This window comes from Gemmatimonadales bacterium, from assembly GCA_035502185.1.
GTDB lineage: Bacteria > Gemmatimonadota > Gemmatimonadetes > Gemmatimonadales > JACORV01 > Fen-1245.
Map to the genome: position 1 here is coordinate 11590 of DATJUT010000067.1, position 23265 is coordinate 34854.

Annotated in this window: 17 protein-coding genes; 7 read left to right on the plus strand and 10 right to left on the minus strand. The window is 74.2% G+C overall.

Features of this window, described 5'->3' with window-relative positions:
* Positions 1-6: 6 nt before the first annotated feature.
* Genes VMF70_08985 through VMF70_08995 form a run of 3 tightly spaced genes read right to left on the minus strand, consistent with a single transcriptional unit; the run spans position 7 to position 2230 of the window.
* Positions 7-618 carry a class IV adenylate cyclase gene (locus VMF70_08985; protein ID HTT68150.1) on the minus strand — a complete coding sequence of 204 codons (612 nt, stop codon included), beginning with the start codon at positions 616-618 and terminating at the stop codon, positions 7-9.
* Positions 615-1304, minus strand: coding sequence for an HAD family hydrolase (locus tag VMF70_08990; protein HTT68151.1), 690 nt, complete (start codon positions 1302-1304; stop codon positions 615-617). Before VMF70_08990 ends, VMF70_08985 begins: the two co-directional genes overlap by 4 nt.
* Positions 1301-2230 (minus strand): DMT family transporter, encoded by a 930-nt coding sequence (locus VMF70_08995; protein ID HTT68152.1) that lies wholly within the window; start codon positions 2228-2230, stop codon positions 1301-1303. The genes VMF70_08990 and VMF70_08995 overlap by 4 nt, the downstream gene beginning before the upstream one ends.
* A gap of 117 nt (positions 2231-2347) precedes the next feature.
* Between VMF70_08995 and VMF70_09000 the strand changes: the two genes are divergently transcribed.
* From VMF70_09000 to dacB, 6 genes are all read left to right on the plus strand, one after another.
* Positions 2348-3241 (plus strand): glycyl-radical enzyme activating protein, encoded by an 894-nt coding sequence (locus VMF70_09000; GenBank protein HTT68153.1) that lies wholly within the window; start codon positions 2348-2350, stop codon positions 3239-3241.
* On the plus strand, positions 3238-5601 hold the full coding sequence (gene hypD / locus VMF70_09005) for a trans-4-hydroxy-L-proline dehydratase (GenBank protein ID HTT68154.1): 2364 nt from the start codon (positions 3238-3240) through the stop codon (positions 5599-5601). Before VMF70_09000 ends, hypD begins: the two co-directional genes overlap by 4 nt.
* A gap of 120 nt (positions 5602-5721) precedes the next feature.
* On the plus strand, positions 5722-6504 hold the full coding sequence (locus VMF70_09010; GenBank protein ID HTT68155.1) for a hypothetical protein: 783 nt from the start codon (positions 5722-5724) through the stop codon (positions 6502-6504).
* Positions 6505-6592: 88 nt separating this feature from the next.
* The gene (locus VMF70_09015) at positions 6593-8290 is read left to right on the plus strand and encodes a bifunctional serine/threonine-protein kinase/formylglycine-generating enzyme family protein (protein HTT68156.1); all 1698 of its coding nucleotides are present in this window, start codon (positions 6593-6595) and stop codon (positions 8288-8290) included.
* Between the two features lie 123 nt (positions 8291-8413).
* A complete protein-coding gene (locus tag VMF70_09020) occupies positions 8414-9328 on the plus strand; it encodes a protein phosphatase 2C domain-containing protein (protein ID HTT68157.1) in 915 nt (304 codons plus the stop codon).
* Between the two features lie 63 nt (positions 9329-9391).
* Positions 9392-10915 (plus strand): D-alanyl-D-alanine carboxypeptidase/D-alanyl-D-alanine-endopeptidase, encoded by a 1524-nt coding sequence (dacB, locus tag VMF70_09025; GenBank protein HTT68158.1) that lies wholly within the window; start codon positions 9392-9394, stop codon positions 10913-10915.
* Between the two features lie 24 nt (positions 10916-10939).
* On the opposite strand, the gene VMF70_09030 is transcribed toward dacB, so the two are convergent.
* Positions 10940-11914, minus strand: a complete 975-nt coding sequence (locus VMF70_09030; GenBank protein HTT68159.1) for a P1 family peptidase — start codon at positions 11912-11914, stop codon at positions 10940-10942.
* A 150-nt stretch (positions 11915-12064) separates the two neighbouring features.
* Between VMF70_09030 and VMF70_09035 the strand changes: the two genes are divergently transcribed.
* Entirely contained in the window at positions 12065-13084 is a 1020-nt protein-coding gene (locus tag VMF70_09035) for an HD domain-containing phosphohydrolase (GenBank protein ID HTT68160.1), read from the plus strand.
* Here the strand turns inward: VMF70_09035 and VMF70_09040 are convergent.
* Genes VMF70_09040 through VMF70_09065 form a run of 6 tightly spaced genes read right to left on the minus strand, consistent with a single transcriptional unit; the run spans position 13081 to position 23044 of the window.
* On the minus strand, positions 13081-13284 hold the full coding sequence (locus tag VMF70_09040) for a hypothetical protein (GenBank protein ID HTT68161.1): 204 nt from the start codon (positions 13282-13284) through the stop codon (positions 13081-13083). The genes VMF70_09035 and VMF70_09040 overlap by 4 nt on opposite strands.
* A gap of 17 nt (positions 13285-13301) precedes the next feature.
* On the minus strand, positions 13302-14645 hold the full coding sequence (locus VMF70_09045) for a sigma-54 dependent transcriptional regulator (protein ID HTT68162.1): 1344 nt from the start codon (positions 14643-14645) through the stop codon (positions 13302-13304).
* Positions 14646-14651: 6 nt separating this feature from the next.
* The gene (locus VMF70_09050) at positions 14652-15653 is read right to left on the minus strand and encodes a response regulator (protein HTT68163.1); all 1002 of its coding nucleotides are present in this window, start codon (positions 15651-15653) and stop codon (positions 14652-14654) included.
* Positions 15643-16566, minus strand: coding sequence for a YegS/Rv2252/BmrU family lipid kinase (locus tag VMF70_09055; protein HTT68164.1), 924 nt, complete (start codon positions 16564-16566; stop codon positions 15643-15645). The genes VMF70_09050 and VMF70_09055 overlap by 11 nt, the downstream gene beginning before the upstream one ends.
* Positions 16563-20918 carry a translocation/assembly module TamB gene (locus tag VMF70_09060; GenBank protein ID HTT68165.1) on the minus strand — a complete coding sequence of 1452 codons (4356 nt, stop codon included), beginning with the start codon at positions 20916-20918 and terminating at the stop codon, positions 16563-16565. The genes VMF70_09055 and VMF70_09060 overlap by 4 nt, the downstream gene beginning before the upstream one ends.
* Complete coding sequence (locus VMF70_09065) at positions 20918-23044, minus strand: BamA/TamA family outer membrane protein (protein ID HTT68166.1); 2127 nt, start codon at positions 23042-23044, stop codon at positions 20918-20920. Before VMF70_09065 ends, VMF70_09060 begins: the two co-directional genes overlap by 1 nt.
* Positions 23045-23265 lie beyond the last annotated feature (221 nt).

The window sequence follows — 23265 nt, forward strand, 5'->3', positions numbered from 1 at the left end:
GGTGCGTCACCGCGCCCATGCCGGCCACCCGGGCTGTCCACCGCCCAGCCCCTCGAGATTGAGCGCGGGCGCGGTCCCCGTCCGGCGCTGGTAGCGGACACCGAAATCGACCAGACGGTCCGCGGTGAAGGCCGTCCGCGGCATCCCGGTGGCCGCCACCGCCGCTTCGATCGCGGCCGGCGGGCCCTCGACCTCGAGGAGCACGTCCATGCGGGGATACCACTCCAGGCGCAGCGCGGCGTCGTCCATCCGGTAGACCTCCACGCAGCGGTCGATGGCGTCGATGACGGTGAGCCCCAGGTGCGCGAGGATGGCCTCGACCGGGCCCGAGTCGGCGACGGCGAACTCCAGCTCCTCCCGCTCCTTGTAGCCGCTCGCCTGGCGGGTGGGGCCCTTCCACGCGACCTCGGCGGGGCGCGGAGCGCTGCCGCAAGCGGCCGTGAACGTCCGGACCCGGAGCACCTCGTCGCGCGACTCGAGTGCCCGGGACGGCAGGTCGTAGCGGTGGTCGGACATCCGGCCGCGGAAGGTGCGCACCGCCCCGCGCGTCTCGATGCGCGCCGCCACCTCGGCCGGCCGCTCCACCAGCGCCTTGAGCTCGACCTCGCGCGCGCTCACGGCGCGAACGCCGACGCCACCACCGCCGCGGTATCGGAGAAGTCCGCGAACGCCGTGTACGCTCCCGCGGCGATGAGATCGGGGACGGAGTAGGAGCCGGTGGCCACGGCGATGGCGCGGGCGCCGATCCCCCGGCCGCACGTCACGTCGGCGGGCGTGTCACCCATGATGACGACGTCGTGGCCGGCCAGCTCGAGCCCCAGCACCTCGCGGACGCGCTGCTGGGCGATGGCGGGCAGGGCGCTCCGCTCGCCGTGATCCGACCCGAAGGCCCCGACCCGGAACCGCGCGATGTCGAGGCCGGCGGACCGGAGCTTGAGCCGCGCGCCCTCCCTCACGTTGCCCGTGAGCAGTCCCAGCACGCAGTCGCTCCTCCGCTCCAGCGCGGCCAACAGCTCGCGCACGCCGGGGTACACCGTGGTGCGCTGGCCCGGACGGCCCAGCTCCTCGTCGAGCAGCCTGACGTACGCCCGCAGCACGCCGGCGACAACGTCGGGACCGTGGTCCCGCCCGGCCGCCGCGGCCAGCAGCTCCACGATCTCGGGGTCGGTCCGGCCGTCGAACCGGAACGACGCCGCGGGGCGCTCGATGGCGAGCACCTCGAGCAGCGCGCGGTGGATCGCACGCCGTCCCGCTCCGTCGGTCCAGAGCAGGGTCCCGTCGAGGTCGAACAGCACGGCTTTCACGAGCGTACCAGGGCCAAGGATCCGAAGATGCCTCCGGCGCCGACGATCTGCCACGGGGTGGGGGTTTCGCCGAGCAGGGGCCAGGCCGCGAGCAGGGTCACCACGGGCGAGAAGTTCGAGTAGAAGGCCGTGCGCGTCGCGCCCAGCCGCTCGACGCCCCGGTACCAGATCAGGTACGCCAGCACCAGCGAGCCCAGGGAGGAGAACCCGGCCCCGAGCCACGCGGCAGGCGTGACGGCGCCCCACCGCTGCGCCACCGCGGCCGGGGCGCAGATCACGAGCAGCGGGATCGCGCCGAGGCCCATCGTCCAGGCGGTGGTCACCGTCGGTCCCAGCGAGTCCACCAGCGGCTTGGCCAGGACGGTGTAGGCGGTCCAGAACACCACGGCGAGCAGCATCAGCAGGTCACCGGCCACCGTGCCCCGCACCCCCACGTCCGCCCCGCTGCCCCAGACCAGGGTGGCGATGCCGGCCGTCGAGAGCGCCAGCCCGACGACGTCGCGCCACCGCAGGCGGTCGTGACCCAGCAGGTGGCTGCTGACGGCGGTGAGCACGGGCACGGCGGCCATGATGAGCGCCGCGTTCCCCGCGCGGGTCCGGGCCATGCCCTCGATGTAGCACAGCTGGTAGACGGTATTGCCCAGCACGCCCAGCAGGCTCAGCCGCAGCAGCTCGCGCCGCCCCGGCCTCCGGGCCCCGGCCCCCCACGCGACGAACCCGACCGTGACGGCGGCCAGGAGGAAGCGGACGGCGTTGAAGGACAGCGGAGTGAAGACCTTGAACTCGGCCTTGATGACGATGTAGTTGACGCCCCAGATCAGGGTCATCAGGACGAGCAGGCCGTCGGTCCCCGTGAGGCCGGGCGGGCGGGCCGCCGCGGCGGCGGCCGGAGCGCTTGGAGCGGCCTGCGGCGGGGGAGCGGCCATAGGGACCGAACCTAACCGCGCGCTCCCCCCCGGCCAATCGCCCTCCCGGACGGCGCGGCCCGGGGTTTGCGAGGCTCGGAGGGTGTTCAGGCCGGAGGTTCCCTGATCACCGGAATCGTGTTCGATATTCGCCGCTACGCCATCCACGACGGCCCGGGCATCCGGACCACCGTGTTCCTGAAGGGGTGCGGCCTGTCGTGCTGGTGGTGTCACAACCCGGAGAGCCAGGCGCCGGGCCCGGAGACCATCGTGCACGAGGGCCGCTGCATCCGCTGCGGCGCCTGCGTCGATGCCTGCCCGCACGGGGCCGTCGCCTGGGTGGACGGCGCGCCGGTCACCGACCGCTCGCGCTGCCGCGCGTGCGGCGCCTGCACGCGCAGCTGCTGGGCCGAGGCGCGCGAGGTGGCGGGACGCCCGATGAGCGTCGAGGACGTGCTCGCCGTCGTCGAGCGCGACCGCTCGTTCTACGAGCAGTCCGCCGGCGGCGTCACGCTGTCCGGGGGCGAGCCGATGCTGCAGCCCCGGTTCGCCGCGGCCCTGCTCGCCGCCGCCCGCTCGCGCGGCTTCCACACCGCGCTGGACACCTGCGGCCACGCTCCGTGGGCGAGCTTCGAGCTGCTGCGCCGCGACGTGGACCTGTTCCTCTACGACCTCAAGCTGGTGGACGCGGACCGCCACCGCCGGTACACCGGCGTGGGCAACCGCCGCATCCTCGCCAACCTGTGCCGGCTCTCGGAGGCCGGGCACCGCATCGTGCTCCGGGTGCCCGTCGTCCCCGGCGTCACCGACGACCCGGAGAACCTCGCCGCCGTTCGCGCGTTCGCCGCCGGCCTGCCGCATCTGGTGCGACTGGACCTGCTGCCGTACCATCGCATCGGCGTGCACAAGTACGAGCGGCTCGACCGGACCTACCGGCTCCCGGACACGCGCGCGCCGGCGCGCGCCCAGCTGGGCGAGATCGCGGCCTTCCTGGCCGCGGGCGGCGTGCCGGTCGGCGAGGTGGCCCCGTGATCACCGAGCGCGTCGCCTGCCTGCGGCGCCGCAGCCTCGCCGCCCGCCCGACGATTTCCCCCGAGCGGGCGCGGCTGGTGACCGCCTTCTACCGCGAACACCCGGCGACGGGGCCCGCGCCGCTGGTGCGCGCGCACGCGTTCCGCCACCTGATGGAGCACCAGAGCATCTGGCTCGGCGCCGGCGAGCTGATCGTGGGCGAGAAGGGCCCCTCGCCCAAGGCGACGCCGACGTATCCCGAGCTGTGCTGCCACTCCCTCGAGGACCTCGACCTGCTCGACACGCGGGAGAAGATCCCGTTCGCGGTGACGCGCGAGACCCGGGAGCTGTACGAGCGCGAGATCATCCCGTTCTGGCGCGGCCGCTCGATCCGCGACCGGCTGTTCGGGGCGATGACGGCGGAGTGGCAGGCGGCCTACGACGCCGGCGTGTTCACCGAGTTCATGGAGCAGCGCGCTCCCGGGCACACGGTGCTCGACGACAAGATCTACCGGCGGGGCCTGCGCGACTTCCAGGCCGACATCGACGCCGCGCTCGCGGCGCCGCGCGCCGGAGGCGACGGGGCCGCCGGGGCGCGCCGGGCCGAGCTCCAGGCGATGCGCATCTCGGCCGACGCGCTGATCCGGTTCGCCGAGCGCCACGCCGCGCGCGCGCGGGAGCTGGCGGCGAGCGAGCCGGACCCGCGCCGCCGCGCGGAGCTGGCCCGGATCGCGGCGGTGTGCACGCGCGTCCCGGCACACGCGCCGCGGGACTTCGGGGAGGCGCTGCAGGCGTACTGGTTCGTGCATCTCGGCGTCACCATCGAGCTCAACACCTGGGACGCCTTCAGCCCCGGACGGCTCGACCAGCACCTGCTGCCGTTCTACCGCCGGGGCCTCGCCGACGGCTCCCTGACCCGGGCGGGCGCCGAAGAGCTGCTCCAGTGCCTGTGGATCAAGTTCAACAACCAGCCCGCCCCGCCCAAGGTCGGCGTCACCGCCGCCGAGAGCGGCACCTACACCGACTTCGCGCAGGTCAACCTGGGGGGCACGACGGCCGACGGCGGCGACGGCGTGTCCGAGCTGACGATGCTCGCGCTCGACGTGGTCGAGGAGATGCGGCTGCTGCAGCCCAGCGCCTCGATCCAGGTGACCGAGCGGAGCCCCGACGCGTTCCTCGACCGGGCGGCGCGCGTCATCGCCACCGGCTTCGGCCAGCCGTCCGTCTTCAACCACGACCTCATCGTCCGCGAGCTGCTGCGGCAGGGCAAGAGCCTCGAGGACGCGCGCAACGGCGGCTCGAGCGGCTGCGTCGAGGTCGGAGCCTTCGGCAAGGAGAACTACAACCTCACCGGCTACCTCAGCCTGCCCAAGGTGCTGGAGCTGGCGCTGCACGACGGCGTGGACCCGCGGACCGGCCGCCGGCTCGGCCCCGCCACCGGCGACCCGCGCCGCTTCGCGGCGTTCGACGACCTGTTCGCGGCCTTCCACGCGCAGCTCCGCCATCTCGTGGGGGTCAAGGCCGAGGGGAACGACCGGATCGAGCGCCTGTTCGCCGAGCAGATGCCCGCGCCGTTCCTGTCGCTGCTGATCGACGACTGCATCGCGAACGCGCGGGACTATCACGACGGGGGCACGCGCTACAACACCACCTACATCCAGGGCGTCGGCCTGGGCACGGTGACCGACGCGCTGAGCGCCGTCCGGCGTCACGTTTTCGAGTCTGCCGCGGTCTCCATGGAGCAGCTGCTCGCCGCCCTCGCGGACGACTTCGCGGGCCACGAGCGGCTGCGCCAGCTGCTGCTCCACCGCACGCCGCGCTACGGGAACGACGACGACGCGGCCGACGAGGTGATGGTCCGCGTGTTCGAGGCGTTCTACGCGGCGGTCGACGGCCGGCCGAGCACCAAGGGGGGCACGTACCACATCAACCTGCTGCCGACCACGGTCCACGTGTATTTCGGCTCGGTGCTCGGCGCCACCCCGGACGGGCGGCATGCCGGCACGCCGGTGAGCGAAGGCGTCTCGCCGGTGCAGGGTGCCGACCGCCGCGGGCCGACCGCCGTGCTGCGCTCGGTCGCGAAGATGGACCAGGTGCGGACCGGCGGGACGCTGCTCAACCAGAAGTTCACGCCGGCCCTGCTCGCCGGCGAGACGGGCCGGCGTGGCCTCGCCGCGCTGGTCCGCACCTATTTCCGCCTCGGCGGCCATCACGTGCAGTTCAACGTGGTGGATGCCGACACGCTGCGCGCCGCCCAGGCGCATCCCGACGAGCACCGCGACCTGATCGTGCGGGTCGCAGGCTACAGCGACTACTTCTGCGATCTCGGCCGCGCCCTCCAGGACGAGATCATCGCGCGCACCGAGCACCGGACGGTGTGACCCGCGTCACACCTCCGCGCGGCCCGGTTAACAGGCCGGCGGCGTAGCCGTCTCACCGTCACACAGCTTCTCCGCCGCCACCGGTGGCGCCCCCTTCGTCAACAGCTGGAGGATGCAACCATGAAGAGCCGCACCGTCGTACACCTCGCCGCCGCCGCGGGCCTGCTCGCGCTCGGGGCGTGCAGCGAGAGCACGTCGCCGGCGTCGCTGGTCGACCAGACGACGCTGACGACCGACGTCGCCAGCAGCTCGGGCGATGCCGTGGCCCTCGACGTCGAGGTGTTGTCGACCAACGAGGGCTTCGCCGGCCTGGTGGCCCCGATCCAGGCGTCCGCCGCGGCCGTCTCCGGCGACAGCATCAGCTACACGCGCACCCGGAACTGCTACGACTCGACCGGCGCCGGGACCACCTGCGGCACCTCGGCCGTCCGCACCGCCGTGCTGCACGTGACCTTCACCGGGTTCCGGGCCGACACGGCCGAGAACGGCGCGATCTTCACCGGCAACATCAGCCGCACCGTGCTCGACACCCTGTTCCGGATCTACACCGGCACGACGGAGACGTCGCGCCAGCACGACGGCCTCTCGACTGGCAGCGACACCGTGTCGTTCGTCGGTCCCAGCGTGCAGCGCCTCTACGAGGAGGCGGGCAGCGACTCGGTCGAGGCGGTGACCTACAATCTGCCGCGGATCGACAACCCGTGGCCGATCTCGGGCAAGATCGTGCGCAACGTGTCCGTGCACGCGACCTTCACCAGCGCGACCCGCTCCTCCACCACCGACGTGACCAAGCGCGTCGAGGTGGACTTCCCGCCGGACAACCAGGGCAACGTGGTGCTGAAGATCGACAACAAGACCTGCAACCTGAACCTCGTCACCCATCACGTGAGCAACTGCCAGTAGCGATTCCCGGCAGCGCACGTCAGGCAAGGGCCCGGGCTCGTCCCGGGCCTTTGCTTTCCGGCACCCCTCGGCTGCAGACTTGAGCGCCATGACGGCGCGCCCGGACGACCTCGCCGCCCGCCTCCAGGCGGCCCTGGGGGAGGGGTACGCCGTCGAGCGGCCCATCGGCCAGGGAGGGTTCGCCGCCGTCTACCTGGTCCGCGACCTCACGCTCAAGCGGCCGCTGGCGGTCAAGGTGCTCTCGCCCGACCTGCTGCTGTCGGCCACGGCGCAGGAGCGCTTCCGGCGCGAAGCCGAGACCATCGCGCAGCTCACGCATCCCCACATCGTGCCGCTGCACTTCATCGGCAACGCGAACGACATCTTCTACCTGGCGATGGCGTACGTGGACGGCGAGAGCCTCGCGGACCGGCTCGAGCGCGAGGGGCGGATCGACGTCGAGGACACGGCCCGCATCCTCCGCGAGGTCGCCAGCGCCCTCGACCTCGCCCACCGCCGCGGGGTGATCCACCGCGACATCAAGCCGCACAACGTGCTGCTGGAGCGGGACAGCGGCCGCGCGCTGGTGACCGACTTCGGCATCGCGCGCACCGCGGAGACCTCCTCGCTGACGGCGTCCGGGATGGTGGTCGGCACGCCGACCTACATGAGCCCGGAGCAGGTGGTGGGCGACAAGGTCGACCACCGCGCCGACCTCTACGCGCTCGGCGTCGTGGGCTACGAAATGCTGGCGGGCCGGCCGCCGTTCAGCGGCACCACGCCGACCGAAGTGCTGATGAAGCGCGTCGCCACGGCGGCGGAGCCGGTGGAGCGCGCGCGGCCGGAGGCGCCGCCGGCGCTGGCCGACGTCATCAACCGCTGCCTCCAGCAGGATCCCGCGCGCCGGTTCGCGACCGGGGGCGAGATCGTCCGAGCGCTGGGCGGCACCACGCCCATCTCCGGCGGCCACACCACGGCCGAGATGGCGCGGGCCGCGCGGCGGGCGCGCAGCCGGCTCGGGTTCGTGGGCGGGGCGGCCCTGGTGCTCCTCGCGGTCGTCTTCCTGTGGCAGGGACGCGGGCGCGGCGCGCGCCGGCCCCCGCCGTCCGCCGGGTCCGCCGTCCCGGCCGGCATGGCGCTGGTGCCGGGCGGCACCTACACCATCGGGCGCGACGACGGCCCCCGCTGGTCGCGTCCCGCCCACAAGGTCACGCTGCCGCCGTTCTATCTCGACAAGACCGAAGTGACCGTCGGGGCGTACCGGAGCTTCGCCGCCGCGTCCGGCGGCCAGGCGGTCTGGGGAACCGTGACGGACACGACCCCCGGGGACTCGCTCCTCCCGATCACGGGCGTCATGTGGCCGCAGGCCATGTCGTACTGCGGCTTGAAGCACGGCCCCGGAGCGCGGCTGCCCACCGAGGAGGAATGGGAGGCCGCGGCCCGCGGCCCGCTCGCCCGCCGGTTCCCGTGGGGCGACGCGAGGATACCCGGGGCGGCCAACGTCCAGTCGGCCGGGCGGGGCCGGCTGGCGCCGGTCGGCAGCTTTCCGCTCGGCGATTCTCCGCAGGGCGTGCACGACCTGATCGGGAACACCTGGGAATGGACGGCCTCGCCGATGAAGGCGTACGCCGGTGGCACGCCGCCCCCCCGCAGCGCCGACACGTACGTGATCCGGGGCGGCGGCTACAACACGCCCGACTCCATCGCCGACGCGACCTGGCGCGGCTACCAGCCCGCCGTCGCCGGCCCGGCCGCCTTCGCCCTGGTCGGGTTCCGGTGCATGGCGCCGGCCACGCCCCGGTCGTGACCGCGTCCATCCGCCCTGGCGAGGGCACGCCGCGGACCCCTATGTTCCAGCGTTCCCGCAAGCGACGGGTCGTCGTCGGGCGCGCCTGGTGCACCGCGCGCCGCTCCAGCCGTTGGGGGACCCATGGCTCTCGCTGACCTGCTGACCGTCTCGGTCGTGCCCGCTCCCGGGGAGCGGCCCCGCGACCACGAGCTCGACCTGTTCGGTGTGACCCACCGCGGCAAGGTGCGCAAGGAGAACCAGGATCACTTCCTCCTGGCCACCGTCCACCATCAGGTCGTGATTCACGGCACCAGTCTGCCCGGCTCCGACGCGCTGCCGCTGCGGGGCGAGCGCCTGGCGACGATCATGCTCGTGGCCGACGGCGTCGGCGGCGGCGTGGCGGGAGGACGGGCGAGCCAGCTCGCGACGGAAACCGTCGCGTCCTACGTGGCCTCCACGCTGCGGAGCTACCAGGCGGCCGGGGCCGCCGACGAGCCGGAGCTCCACGCCGCGCTCAGGGCCGCGGCGCTCGAGGCGCACGCGGCCGTCCGCAGCGCGTCCGAGGGCCGGCGCGGCGACGACGGGGCCCCGGCGCGCGCGATGGCGACCACGCTGACGCTGGCCATCGCGGTGTGGCCGTGGGCCTACGTCGTCCAGGTGGGCGACAGCCGCTGCTATTACTACTGGGACGGCGAGCTGCGGCAGGTCACGCGCGACCAGACGGTCGCCCAGGAGCTGGTGGACAGCGGCGTGCTCAAGCCCGAGCGCGCGGCGACCTCGCCGTTCAACCGGGTGCTGGCGAGCTCGATCGGCGGCGACGAGGCGAGTCCGGTGGTGTCCCGATTCGACATCCGGCAGCGGGGCTGCGTCCTGCTGCTGTGCAGCGACGGGCTGACGACCCACGTCTCCGACGCGCAGATCGCGGCACAGACGCGGACCATGGAGTCGTCGGAGCAGCTGTGCCGCTCGCTGCTCGATCTCGCGCTCGAGGGCGGGGGCACGGACAACATCACGGTGGTGGTCGGCCGGGCCCGGGGCCGAAGCTCGCGCGGGTAGTCGCGGTCCCGCGCCGCAGGTTCGCCGGTTGACCGGGAGACCCCGGCGCGCTTAAGGTGCGGCGTGCAGACCCGCCTCGTCGCGCTGTGCCTCTGTGCCACCGCCGCCGCGCCCCCCGCGATCGCCCGCAGCCAGGACGAGCCGCAGGGCGTCCTCGCTCCTTCGATCGCACCCCTGTTCCGGGGCCACCTGTGGCGGCACGCGACCTGGGGGGCGCTGGTCGTGAGCCTCACGCGCGGCGACACGCTGTTCTCGTACCACGCCGATCGCCGCTTCCTGCCCGCCTCCAACGCGAAGCTGTTCACCACGGCCGCCGCGCTGCACTACCTGGGCCCGGACTTCCGGTTCGTCACCGTGCTGTTCGGTGACGGCCCGGTCCAGGACAGCACCCTCTACGGCAACCTGATCCTCTACGGCACGGGCGACCCGACCTTCGGGCTCGACACCGCCGACCTGGCGCCGTTCGCCGACAGCGTGGCGCGCGCCGGCATCCGCCTGGTGCGCGGCGACATGGTGGGGGACGCGTCGTTCCTCGGCGCCGAGCTCGCGGGACCGGGGTGGTCGGCCGACAACCTCGACGAGCCGTTCGCGGCCCCGCCGTCCGCGCTCGGCGCGGCGGCCAACCGGATCCGCGTCGTCGTCGAGCCGGGGGCGGGGCCGGGCGCGCCGGCCCGGGTCACCGTCGAGCCGCCGACCGACTACTACACGTTCACCACCCTCGTGCGCACGGGCCGGAGCCGCACCCGCACCCGGATCGACGTGCGGCGCGGCCCGTCCCCCGGCGTGGTGACCCTCAGCGGGACCATCTCGCCGCGCCGCCGCAGCTGGACCACCGAGATCGTGGTGCGCCAGCCGGCGGTGTTCGCGGCCGGCCTGCTGCGCCAGCTGCTCGCGTCGCGCGGCGTCACGGTGCAGGGCACCACCCGGGGCGTCACCGACGAGGGACCGGAGCGCGCCCGGGCGCTGCTGGCGTGGACGCGCGAACCCGCCGGCCCGCCGTTCGGCGGCACCATCGCGGTGCGCGTGTCCCCGACTCTCGGCTCGCTGGTGACGATGATCAACCACCGCAGCGACAATCTCTCGGCCGAGCTGGTGTTCCGCTCGATCGGCCGGTCGGTGGACGGGGCCGGCACCTTCGCGAGCGGCGCCAACGCCGTGGCGCGCTTCCTCTCGGACGAGGTCGGGATCGCGCCCTCGAGCGTGCAGGTCAGCGACGGTTCCGGTCTCTCGCTGCTGGACGAGGCCACGCCGCGCTCGCTCGTCCAGCTGCTCGCCTACGAGCGGCGCGTTCCCGAGGGGGACCAGTTCTGGGGCTCGCTGCCGGTGGCCGGCGAGGGCCTGCGGCGGCGGATGGAAGGCACCGCGGCGGAAGGGAAGCTGCGCGCCAAGACGGGGACGTTGAGCGACGCGTCGGCGCTCACCGGCTACGTGACGGCGGCCGGCGGCGAAGAGCTCGCGTTCTCGATCATCGTCAACGACCCACCCCGGATCAACCGGGCCAGGGCCGTGCAGGACCGGATCGGCATCGTGCTGGCCAAGTTCCGGCGGGCGGACGCTGACGGCGACGTGACCGGGGCGGTGCGCTAGCCCGCCTCCGCTCCGTCCCGCCGTCTATCCCGCGCCCGCCCCCGCACCGTCCCCCAGCCCCGGGATGCCGTCCCGACCCTGCGCCGCCCGCACCGCGCGCTCCACGGCCGTCTCCGTCGCGGCCCGGGCGAGCTGCTCGACCTGGAACGCAGGGGCCGCCACGGCTCCCACCGAGCAGGCGAAGACGACGTCGCCGTCGAGGGCGGTGCCGGAGGGCACGACCCGGCGGGCGAGGGCGTCGGCGCCCGCGCGCGCCACGCCGCCGAGCGCCAACCGGTCGAGGGCGACGTTGGTCGCCACGACGACGAGCGTGGTGTGGTGGGCCGCGCGGAGCGCGCCTCCCGGAAGGCCCCCGCGGGACAGATACTCGGCCGATCCGGCGAAGCCGCCGCCGGAGCGGCGGGCGCCCGCCAGCACCCGACCCGAGGCGTCGAGCACGTCCCCGAAGGCGTTGACCACGGCGAGCGCGCCGACCACGACGTCGCCGGCGCTCGCCGACCACGAGCCGACGCCACCCTTCATTGCCCACTCCAGGCCGAGCGCCTTGCCCACCGTGGCGCCGGTGCCGGCGCCGACCGAGCCCTCGGCCACGGACGTTCCCGCGGCGTCGCAGCACGCCGTGCCCGTCTCCGCCGTCGGCCGTGCGTCGAAGCGGCCGAAGGGCAGCAGGTCGAACACCACCGCGGCGGGCACGATCGGCACCACGCCGCTGCCGACCTTGAAGCCCCGGCCCCGCGCCTCCAGCCACCGCATCACGCCGTCGGCCGCAGCCAGCCCGTACGCGGAGCCGCCGGTGAGGACGACGGCGTCCACGCGGCCCGCCAGCGACTCCGGGCGGCATGCGTCCAGCTCGCGCGATCCGGTGGCGCGCCCGCGCACGAACGCCGTGCACGGCATCCCGTCGGGAGGCGCGAGCACGACGGTGCACCCGGTGCCTCCCGGCGCGTCGGTCGCGTGACCGACCAGAATGCCGGGGACGTCGGTGATGGCGGGTGTCATGGGGTTCGCGGGCGAACGCTAGCCCGCGGCGCGCGCCAGCGTCAAGCGCGGGGCGGCGCCCCGCCGCCCGGGGGCCCGGGGCCACACGGGCTCGGGGCCGGCCGCCTTGCCGCTCCAGCCGGGCCGCCATAGCTTCGCGAAGTGACGCCCATGGGAAAGACCCGCGTCCTGATCGTCGAGGACGATCGTTCCCTGCGGTCCGCCCTCTCGGCGTTCCTCGAGCGACTCGGCCACCAGGTGCTCCAGACCGACAACGCCGAGCAGGCGCTCGAGCTGCTCACGACCCAGCGACTGGCGGCGATGCTGTGCGACATCCGGATGGCGGGGATGTCGGGGATGGAGCTGCTGCCGAAGGCGCTGGCGAGCGACCCCGACCTCGCGGTCATCATGCTCACCGGGGTGGACGAGCCGCGCGCCGCGATCTCCTGCCTCAAGCTGGGCGCGGCCGACTACCTCATCAAGCCGGTGGACCTCGAGGAGCTGCAGCACGCCCTGCAGTCGGCCCTGCGCAAGCGGGAGCTCGAGCTCGAGCGGCGCGGGCTGGAGGAGTGGCTGGCCCACGAGGTGGCGGCGCGCACCAAGGAGCTGGTGTCGCAGTCGCGCCAGCTCAGCCGGCTGTCGGTCAACGTCCTGGCCGCGCTGGTCGACGCGCTCGAGGGCAAGGACCCGAATCTCCGGGGCCACTCGCAGCGCGTGGCCGAGCTGAGCGGCCGCATCGCGGTGCGCCTCGGCCTGGCCGACGAGGAGATCGAGGCCGTGCGCGCCGCCGGCCGGGTACACGACGTCGGCAAGCTCGCGCTGCGCGAGCCGGGCCTGGAGCTGAGCGCGCCGCCGAGTGACGAGATCGCCGCGCCGCAGGACGACCCGGATCTCGCGCTCCGCCTGCTCCAGCCCCTGGCCCACCTCAAGGGCGTGGCCGAGATCGTGCGCTACCAGCACGAGCGCTACGACGGCAAGGGCGTGCCCGAGGGCCGCCGGGGCGAGGACATCCCCATCGGCTCGCGGATCGTCGCCGCGGCGAGCGTATACGACGAGCTGTCCGTGGCCACGGCCGAGCGCCAGACCCTCGAGCCGCGCGAGGCGATCGCGAACTTGCGCTCCCTGGTCGGGCTGATGCTCGATCCGAAGGTGTTCGCCGCCCTCGTGCTGGAGGTGGCGGGAACGGCCTAGGTCGGCTGCGGGGACGTCGGCGGCGGGAGGTTCGCGGGCTCCGGCAGCCCGCGCTTGGTGCGGCACGGCTTGCACAGGGTGATGCCGCGGAACCCGCAGATCAGGCACACGAAGGTCCCGCAGTCGTCGCACGGCGCTCCCTCGGACGCGCGCTCCTGGTTCCCGCAGGACCGGCACACCATCATGTCCACTTCCGGCATGACTCCCCCCAAGCGCCTCAGACGTCGAGCGCGTAGACCTTGATCTTGTTGATCAGCGTGGCGCGCGAGATCCCCAGCTCCTCGGCGGCGCGGGTGCGATTGCCCCCGTGGCGCCGCAGCGTCCGCTCGATGTGGCGGCGCTCCACCTCCTCGAGCGAGACCGCCTCGCGCCCGGGCGGCAGCGCCTGGCGCCGGCCGACCTCGGCCGGCAGGTGCTGCGGCCCGAGGCGCTGGGCGCCGCGGGCCAGGATGAGGGCGCGCTCCAGCACGTTCCGCATCTCGCGGATGTTCCCCGGCCACCCGTACTCGAGCAGGCGCTCGAGCACCTCGCTCTCGAAGTCCGAGGGGCTTTCGGGCAGCTCCGCGCGCAGCTCCCCGAACAGGCGGCGGAGCAGCGCGAGCCGGTCCTCCCGCGCCCGCTCCCGCAGCGGCGGCAGGTGCAGCGGGATGACGTTCAGCCGGTAGTACAGGTCCTCGCGGAACCGCCCCTGGCGCACCGCGTCGCCGATGTCGTGGTTGGTGGCCGCGATCAGGCGCACGTCCACCTGGATCTCGCGCGTGCCGCCCAGCCGCCGGAAGCTCTTCTCCTCGATCGCCTTGAGCACTTTGGGCTGCAGCTCCGGCGCCAGCTCGGCGATCTCGTCCAGGAACAGCGTGCCGCGATCGGCGATCTCGAACAGTCCCTGCTTGCGGTCCTTGGCGTCGGTGAACGCGCCCTTCTCGTGACCGAACAGCTCCGAGTCGAGGAACGTGGCCGACAGGCCGGCGCAGTTCACGTCCACGAACGGCGCGTCGCGCCGTCCGGACAGCCGGTGCAGCAGCCGCGCCACCCAGCCCTTGCCGCTGCCGCTCTCGCCCGTGATCAGCACCGTGGTCCGGTCCGACTCGGCGAGCAGCACCAGCTGGCGGGCGAGGTCGCGCATCGGCTTCGACACGCCGAGCACGTCGTCGCCGCCCGCCGGCGCCAGCCGGGCGACCAGCAGGGCGTTGTGCCGGCGCAGGTGCACCTTCTCGACGGCGCGCGCCGCGGCGGCCGCGAGCAGCGGCATGTCCACCGGCTTGGTGAGGAAGTGCTCCGCCCCGAGCTGCATCGCGCGGACCGCGGTCGCGATGTCGCCGTGGCCCGTCAGCAGCAGCACCGAGGCGTCCCCCCGGCGCAGCTCCTCGAGCACCTGGAGCCCGTCCATGCCCGGCAGCCGGAGGTCGAGGATCACCACGTCGGGCCGCTGGCGCGGGAACGCCTCGATCGCGGCCTCGCCGGTCGCCTCGCGGAACACCTCGTACCCGAGCCGCTCGAAGTAGTCGCCCACGGCCCTGAGCACGTCGGCATCGTCGTCCACGACCATCACGGAGTCGGACATGCGTCCTCAGGCCAGCAAGGCCGGCGACCGCCGCAGCACGGCGACGGCGGCATCGGCCTCGGCGGCGCCGAACTGGGTTTCGCGGCCGGCGCGCAGCTCGTCGAGCACCGCGGCGGGCTCGCGCCGCGCGCGCCACGGCCGCGGCGCGCACATCGCGGCGACGGCGGCGGCGGTGCCCAGGGTGCGCGCCAGGGCGGGGATGTCGTCGCCCGCCAGTCCGCCCGGGTAGCCGTTGCCGTCGAAGCGCTCCTGGTGCGCCGCCACGGCGGCCACCACCGCCCGGTCGGCGCCCAGCCGCTCGATCCAGCGTGCCCCCAGCGTCGGGTGCACGCGGATCAGGTGCTGGGCGGCGCGGTCCATCGTGACGGCGGAGTGCAGCTCGGCCTGCGGCACGGCGAGCATGCCGACGTCGTGCACCCGGGCGGCCAGCAGCAGGCGCTCCCCGTCCAGGCCGAGCGCCTCGCCGAACGCGGCGGCGAGCCGCCCGGTGCGGGCGGAGTATCCGGCGCGGAACGGATCGGCCCGCTCGTAGGCATTGACCACTTCCCCGAGCACCGTGAGGATCGGCCCCGCCGCCGCCGCGCCCGCGGCCACCGTCGCGCGCAGGGTGCGCAGCTCGGCCGCGAGGGCCACCTCGTGCGAGAGCTGCTCCGGCTGGAAGGGCTTGAGCACGTACCCGTCGGCGCCGCGGCCCAGCGCCTCGACCACCGCCGCACCGTCGCTGGCGGGAGCCATCACGATGACCGTGGGAGGCTCGCGCAGCGCGCGCAGGTCGGTGATGAGATCGAGCCCGGACTTGCCGGGCATCTCGATGTCGGTGATCACCAGGTCGAAGGCGCTCCCGGACAGGCGCTCCGCGCCCTCGGTGCCGGAGTAGGCCGCAACGCAGACGGCGCCGTCCTGCTCGAGCCGCCGCACCACCGCGGCGGCGATGGCGCGCTCGTCGTCCACCACCAGCACGCGCCGGCCGGCGAGCGGGGAGGTCATCGCGCCCAAGCTAGCGGTCATCGCCGGCCCCGGCGAGATGGCGCGGCAGCGGCGCGAAGACCGTCAGCGAGCGCGGCAGGAGCTCCACGAGCATCGGCGTGGTCCCGAGCGCCTCGCCGTCGGCCTCGACCGGCAGCTCGGGCTCGCTGCTGACCCGCACGCGACGGCCGCGATAGAACGTGATGCCGGCGTCGACCTCGGGCCGGCGCTGCACCAGGCGCCACACCAGCCGCAGCGCGGCCGCGTACGAGCCGGCGTCGAGGACGGCCACGTCGAGCATCCCGTCGTCCGGCGCGATGTCCCCAGCCAGCGGCAGCAGCCGCGGCACGATGTGCCGGCAGTTGGCCACCAGCACCGTGACGGCCTGTCCCTCGTGCACGGCACCGTCGACCTCGACGCGCGTGGCGGCGCGCACCAGGTGGGCCGCCATCACGAAGGCCCGCGCCACGTAGGCGGCGACGCCGAACTGCCGCTTGTGGTGCTGCTCGGTCTCCGCCATCAGATCGGCCGCGAAGCCGGCGGCGCAATTGACCGCGAAGTACCGCGACCCGGCCCCGGTGGTGAGCCGGCCCACGTCGATGGTGCGCGTGGTCCCCGCCGCGATCGTCTCGGCCGCCGCCACGAACGAGCGGCTGATGCCCAGGTTCCCGGCGAGGACGTTGCCGGTCCCGCCGGGCAGCAGGCCGAGTGGCAGCCCGGTGCCCACCAGTCCGGCGGCGACGTCCATCACCGTGCCGTCGCCCCCGTGCGCGATCACCACGTGCGTCCCGCCGGCCGCGGCCGCGCGCGCGAGCCGCTCGCCGTCGCCCGTCGCGACCGTCGTCTCCACCTCCACGCGGAACCCCCGCGCCTCCAGCCGGCGCCGTGCCTCGGCCAGGCCCCGCTTGCCCGCCCGGGCCGCCGCCGGATTGGTGACGATCAGGGCGTCGGTCACGGCGTGCCCCACTGCCAGAACAGGTCGAAGCCGATCTGGTACGGCGCCGGGGGCCGGATCTGGAAGCCCACGGGACGGCACTCCTCGACGGTCGGCTCGATGCTCGCCTCCATGGTGAACCGCCCGGTCAGCCGGTGCTCCACGCTCGCCCCGAGCGCCTGCGAGGACAGTCCCCGCGCCACCTGGCACAGGCCCGCGTTCAACGTCAGGAACGTGCGCTCCCCGAGCTGCGTCCCCGCCTCGACGCGCGTGCTGCTGAAGATGTCCCCCACGGTGCCGCCGCCCGGGCGGATCGCAATGTAGTCGACCGGGATGCCCAGGTTGGTGACCAGCGTCTGCTCCAGCTCGCCCGACAGCGCGCCGGCCAGGCCCGCCATGGCGCCCTGGAAAATCGCCTGCTCGCTCGTGCCCGTCGCCGTCCCTCCGCCGGAGGCCAGGTCGAACGTCGGCCGCCCGAACAGCAGGTAGGAGACGATCTCGGTCTCCGAGAGCGGCGGCCGCTCGTCGCTCTCCAGCGAGAGCTTGGGCACGAGCAGCGTGCCGCCGATGACGGCACGCACCACCAGGTCGCCGCCGCTCACGGACCGCACCGTATGCTCGGCCGCGATGTCCAGCACCGGGTTGAGGTCGGGCGTGCCGAAGAAGCGCACGGTGCCGCGCGTGACCCGGAACTCCTTCGCCGTCGGCCCCACCACCAGCCGGTAGGTGCCCCGCACCGCCCGCAGCGTGCCGTCCAACCGGTAGCGGCTGGTGCCCACCTCGACGTCCTTGGCCACCGTGAAGCTGCCCGCCAGCTGGATGTTCGCTTCGTGCGACCGCAGCCACACGTCGGGCCCCATCGCCACGGTGAGATCCCGGATCCTCAGACTGTCGAGCAGCACGTTCTGGACGCTCGGCCCCAGACCCGTCGCCTGGGCCAGGCTCGAGTCCACCACGGCGCGGAACTCCGGGTCGTCGAGATTGACGATCCGCTTCTCCACCAGGTCCGCGAAGGCGAGGAACCCGGCGTCCACCACCACGCCCCCGGTGAGCGTCGCGCCCACCGCCGGCCCCGTCAGCCTGAGCTCGCCGGTGGCCGTCAACCCGGCGAAGTCGCGCTGGCTGAAGGCGCTGAACGAGCGGGCCTTGAGCGTGAGATCGAGCATCGGGTGCGTGAGCGCGGCGAAGCGCACGTCACCGCCGATGGCGAGCGTGCCCGCGCCGCCCCGCAGCCGCGCCTCCTCCACCAGCAGCCGGTCGCCGGACAGCGAGAGCCGCGCTTCGATGCCGCTGTAGCGCGCACCGAGCGCCGGAATGCTCACCGCCCCGCCGACGACGCGGGCGCTGCCCGTCAGGTCCGGCCGCTCCCAGGTGCCGTCGATCGAGACGTCCGCCACCAGCCGGCCGCTCACGCCGCGCACCAGGGGGGTCAGCGCGTCCAGGATCGCCAGGTCCACCGAGTCGGCGCGCACCGTGATCCGCAGCGAGTCGGGCAGCTGCCGCCGCGCCACCGATTCCAAGGCCAGGTCCAGCGGCAGCGACCCCGAGGCCGTCACCACGCGCCCGCCCGTGCCGCCCAGGCCGCCGCTGAAGACGAGCCGCCGGTCGGCGTAGCTCGCCGACCCGTCGAGGCGGGGCGCGTGGAATTCGCCGAACCGCCCGTCGGACACCGCCGCCGCCGCCTCGATGCGCGGGCTGGCCGCGGGACCCACCACGTGGACCCTGGCGTCCAGCAACCCGCCGATCCCCGTCGTGTCCAGCTCGGCGAGCGCATACAGGTCCCACAGCGGCACGCTGTCCGCCTCGAGCGACAGGTCGCCGGGGCGCGCCCGGGGCAGGCGTCCCGCGATGCGCACCAGCCCGCCGCTCTCGGCGCGCAGCTCCAGCGAGTCGATGGCCACGGCGTCGGCGGACGCCGTGATCGAGGTCGGCCGCGCCAGTCGCCACACCCGCTGCGGCAGCGCCAGTGTCCCGGCGCTGACGCGCGCCGCCCATCCGATCGAGTCGAGCGCCAGCGCCAGGTCCGCCTCGACCGAGGACCCGAGGCCGAAGGCGGCGGCCGCGTGCAGCCGCAGCGAGTCGAGCGGCCCATCCGCCGAGATCGCGACCGCGTCGTAGCGCATGCCGTCCACGGCCAGCGTCTCGGCCGCCGCCCGCAACCCGAACGCCCAGCCGCGCTCCGTCCGCTCCAGCGAGCCCCTCACGCGCGCGGCCCTGGCCGACACCGGCCCCAGCGCGACGCTGTCCAGCGACACGTCGCCCTGCGCAACCCACGCCGCCGTCGTCCCGACCAGCCGGCCGCTGACGCGGCCCGCGCCGCCCAGGCCGAAGGGCGTCGTATCCCCCGCGGCCTTCCGCGCCCACGAGACCAGCGGCCAGATCTTCTCGAGCGTATCGGCGTGGAACGCGACGCGGAGCTGCCCGGCGGAGCCCCCGGGGCGCCCGAGCGATCCCGACGCCACCAGGCCGACGTCCCGCTGCTCGGCGTAGGCGGTGTCGACCTCGAGCCCTTGGGCCGTCAACGTCAGCGCCGCGCCCGCCCGATCCAGGGGGATGCCCGCGACCTCGCTGCTGTCGAGCACGAGGGACAGCGTGCCCGTCACCGGCTCTCGACCGCTCGCCGATGGGAGCACGACGTCCGCGCGCCACGTGCCGTCGAGGCGCGACTCGGGTCCGCCCGGCAGCCGGCGCGCCAGGTCGATCCCCGCCAGCGAGCCCGATCCCCGGAAGTGCACGGCCGAGTCGCGCGCCGCGATCTCGCCGCTGGCCTGCACGGCGCCGCCCGGTCCCGCCAGTGCGGCCTCGAACGCGAGCGCCGTGACGGGGCCGGCGAGCCGAACCCGCCCCGACACCGTGCCGGCGAGCGCGACGCCCGGGTACGACCGCGAGACGTCGTCCAGCGACACCGAGTCCGCCACCACGTCGGCGTCCACCCGCAGCGTGTCGGCGAGCCCGAGGCGCATCGTTCCGCGGAGCCGCGACGGGTCGCCGTGGCCGTCGTCGTGCGACAGCGTGCCGCCGAACGTCGCGGCTCGCCACGGTCCGTCGAGGTCGCCGACCAGACCGAGCTGCCCCTTCAGCCCGACCGACGGCGCGAACCGCTCGATCGTCCCCAGGGCCAGGCTCGCGCTGGTCACCGCGAAGTGATGGAAGGTGAAGCCGTCGCGCCCCCCCAGCGCGACCAGGCCGGAGCCCGCCACGCGATTGACGGGGTGGCCGGCCACCCGCTCGTCCGTGAAGGCCAGGTCCGCCCCGACCGTCAGGCCGGTCAGCGGCCCCGAGGCCGTGAGGTGTCCGCTCACCACGCCCCCGACGGGGAGCTTGCCGAGCAGCGGCTCCAGCAGCCCCAGGTCGAGCGGCTTCGCGTCCACGCTGAGCTTGCCGAGCCGCACGGAGCCCGAGGGCGGCGCGACCAGGTCCACGGAGCCGCGCACGACGCTCCGCCCCGAGCGCAGGTCCGCGTCGGCGAAGCTCCACTCGCTCCCGTGCCTCAGCAGCCGGGCCCGCACGCGCACCCGGCCGCCGCCGGAGGCGGGCAGCCCCCCCGCCGCCCAGCGGAAATCCGCGAAGCTCGCGCGGCGGAGGTTGGCCGCGAGGTCCAGCTTGGGCCGGCCGGCCGCCACCGCCCGGCCCCATCGCACCACCCCCTGAGCCGTGCCGACCGTGCCCGGCAGCGCAAGGCGCGGGAGATCGAACCGCACCGAATCGCCTTCCACGGTGGCGCGCCCCTTGGCGTCGCGCACCAGGGCCGCCGGGTCGGAGATCGCGACCGCCAGGTGCCGGATGTCGATCAGGACCCCGGCCGTATCGGGGCTCGACGCACGCACCCGCGCCAGGTCCATCTGGATGCCGGTGAACTGCCGCACGCGCGTGCCACCGTCCCCGTTCCGCTCCCGCAGGACCAAGGACCCGTGCCTCAGCCTGACGTCCCGCAGGTCCACTACCGGGCGGCGGCCGGCCGGCCCCGACCGCGGGCCGAGCAGCCGGAACAGGTGCTCGATGTTGAGGTGCCCGTCGGCGCCCTCTTCGAGCGTCACCGCCGGCGCGTCGATCGCGACGTGCGTGAGGACGAACCGGCGCCGCACCAGGTCCGCCAGCGTGTAGCGGACCGTGAGGCGTGCCGCGCGGATCACCGGGCGGCCGTCCGGCGTCGCGAGCTCGATCTCGCGCGCATCCAGCTCCCGCCACAGCGGCCCGCCGAGCGATCCGATCCGCACCCGGCCGTCCACCGCGCGCTCGAGCGCGGCCACCACCAGCCGTCGCGCGACCGCGTGCCCGGGGGCCGACGCCAGGATCAGCGTCGCCGCCGCCAGGCCGAGCACGACCAGGCCCAGTGCCGCCACCCCGGCGAGGAACAGCACCCGGCGCGCCACTAGTACGCCTCCCCCACGCTGAACTGGAACTGCAGGCGCTGGAAGAACGCCGTGCCGCGCGGGGGACCGGGATAGTCCGGCTCCACCAGCCGCAGCTCCTGCGGTGCGCCGCTGGAGGTGCGGATGACCTCGTACAGCGGGCCCCGCTGGCGCGGGTAGTCGTTGTAGGCGACGTCCAGCCGCACCGGTCCGAGCGGCGTGCCCACCCGCAGGCCGACGCCCGGCGTCACCTTGAGCCCCGACGGGATCAACCCCGCCGAGGTCTGGTCCCACAGCTCACCCGCGTCCACGAAGGCCGCCAGCCGAAGCCGGCTCGGCCACACCGGCGAGGGCATGCGCAGCTCGAAGTTCGCGAGGCCGATCGCATAGCTGCCGACCGGCGAGATCCTCAGGTTGACCGGCACGCTGGCACCGGTGACGGAGTCCACGAGCACCGTGTCCGCCACGTACACGAGCGGCCCCATCTCGTTGCGTCCGAACCCCCGGACCGACGCCGGCCCCCCGGCGTAGAAGCGCTCCTCCGGCGGCACGAAGCGGATGGACGTGTCCGCCACGAACGCGACCCCCGGCCGGATCACCCCGCCGCGCGCGCGCAGCGCCACGACCCAGCCGCGCTCCAGCTGCCAGTACCACGAGCCTTCCGCCACCGCCTTGTTGTAGGAGATCAGCTGCTCCGACCCGACGAGCGGGGACGCGTGTGACAGCTCGAGCGAGAGCACCGAGCCGCCGCTCGGCTCGATCGGCGAGTTCGCGGTGTTCCGCTCGAGCGACACGGACAGCGCCGCCTGGCGATGCCGCTCCTTCAGCACGTCGATCGCCTGCTGCTCGCACCGGTCGAAGTACACGCAGTACACGGCGGTGTCGGCCGTGGTGCTGCCGTAGGTCAGGCGGTACGACACCGTCAGGAGCGAGGCGCGCCCCAGCCCGAACGACGCCGCGACCGAGCTGCCGATGCCGTTCCGCTCGAACGCCTTGTACTCCGACCGGCGCTCGGCGAAGTCGGTCTGGGTGAGCGTGCTGCGACGCCCGAACACGGCCGGCTGCGTGAAGGTCGCCGACGCGAGGTAGTTGATCCGCTCCGAGAACGGGTCCCCCGACAACGCCGAGCAGATCGAGTTGCTCAGCCCCCAGTCGGTGGGCGACCCCACGCCGAGCTTGGAGACCTTGCCCGCCAGATCCAGCCGCAGCCCGTTTCCCAGGAAGTTGCCGGTCGACAGCGTGGCCTGCGCGCGGACGCAGTCGATGGTCCCGTAGCCGACCCCCGCCCGCAGCCGCGAGCGCGGGCCCTCGTTCACCTGCACCTGCACCCGTACCAGCGAGTCGGCGCCCGCCACGACCGAGTCGGCCGCGATGCCGACGCTCACGTAGCGGAACAGGTCGGTCTGGTACAGGCTGCGCTGGGAATCGTACAGCGCGTCCTGGCTGAACCAGTCGCCGTCGCGCACGGCCAGGGAACGCTGGATGATGCGGGCGCCCACCGCCTGGTTGCCGCCGATGACGATGTCGCCGACGCGCGCGCGTCGCCCGGGCACCGCCTGGTATTCGACGGACGCCGTCCGGGCCGCCCGGTCCACCGTGTAGTTGCGGAACACCGCGGCGAACGGGTACCCGCGGTTCTCCAGCGCCAGCGCCACGGTGTCCGCGGACGCGTCGAACTCGGCCCGGTCGAACGGCTTCCCCTCGGCCAGCGGCAGCCGCCCGCTCAGCCGGTGCGTGTCCATCACGCTATCCACGCCCCGCACCACGATCGAATCCACCAGCACCGGTGGCCCCTCGTCGATCCGGAAGACCACGTCCGCCGTGCGGGCCGTGCGGGTCACCGACGTGTCCACCCGGGCCTCGAAGAAGCCGTGCAGGCGGTACAGGATCTGGAGGCGCACCACGTCCCGGCGGAACTCCAGCTCGTCGAACAGCCGCCGCTGGCCGAGCCCGAGGTGCTTGAGGAGCGGCACGCGGTAGGTCCAGCTCGACGCGCTGGTGGCGATCGCCGCCTCGAGCGTGAGGATGTCGATCGCGTGGTTCCCGCGAAACCGCACCGACGTGACCGTGCGCTCGGGAGCCTGCGCCTGGGCCGCGAGGTCGCGGACACCGAGCACCGCGACGGCGATCACGAGCCACGGTCTCACGCTGCCGGCGAGGGGCCGACGAGACGATCACGGACTGGCTGCCGCACCCGAGGCATGTGTGCGCGTGACGACCTTGGCTGGAGGGCGCGTGAACCGCGTGGCTAGACCGGCGCGAGCGAACTGTCGTACTTTCGTACACCTGCGGCATGATGTCAACTGCTTGAGCAGAAATCACTTGTCCGCTCGTGCGGCCCGCGGGTGGCTGGCGATCGGGCTGCCGC

Excerpts from the sequence above, each read along its gene's own strand:
- VMF70_09040 (HTT68161.1), bottom strand. The coding sequence starts at position 13,284 with ATGCCGGAAGTGGACATGATGGTGTGCCGGTCCTGCGGGAACCAGGAG.
- VMF70_08995 (HTT68152.1), bottom strand. The coding sequence starts at position 2,230 with ATGGCCGCTCCCCCGCCGCAGGCCGCTCCAAGCGCTCCGGCCGCCGCC.
- VMF70_09045 (HTT68162.1), bottom strand. The coding sequence starts at position 14,645 with ATGTCCGACTCCGTGATGGTCGTGGACGACGATGCCGACGTGCTCAGG.
- VMF70_09015 (HTT68156.1), top strand. The coding sequence starts at position 6,593 with ATGACGGCGCGCCCGGACGACCTCGCCGCCCGCCTCCAGGCGGCCCTG.
- VMF70_09030 (HTT68159.1), bottom strand. The coding sequence starts at position 11,914 with ATGACACCCGCCATCACCGACGTCCCCGGCATTCTGGTCGGTCACGCG.
- VMF70_09050 (HTT68163.1), bottom strand. The coding sequence starts at position 15,653 with ATGACCGCTAGCTTGGGCGCGATGACCTCCCCGCTCGCCGGCCGGCGC.
- VMF70_09020 (HTT68157.1), top strand. The coding sequence starts at position 8,414 with ATGGCTCTCGCTGACCTGCTGACCGTCTCGGTCGTGCCCGCTCCCGGG.
- VMF70_09010 (HTT68155.1), top strand. The coding sequence starts at position 5,722 with ATGAAGAGCCGCACCGTCGTACACCTCGCCGCCGCCGCGGGCCTGCTC.
- VMF70_09035 (HTT68160.1), top strand. The coding sequence starts at position 12,065 with ATGGGAAAGACCCGCGTCCTGATCGTCGAGGACGATCGTTCCCTGCGG.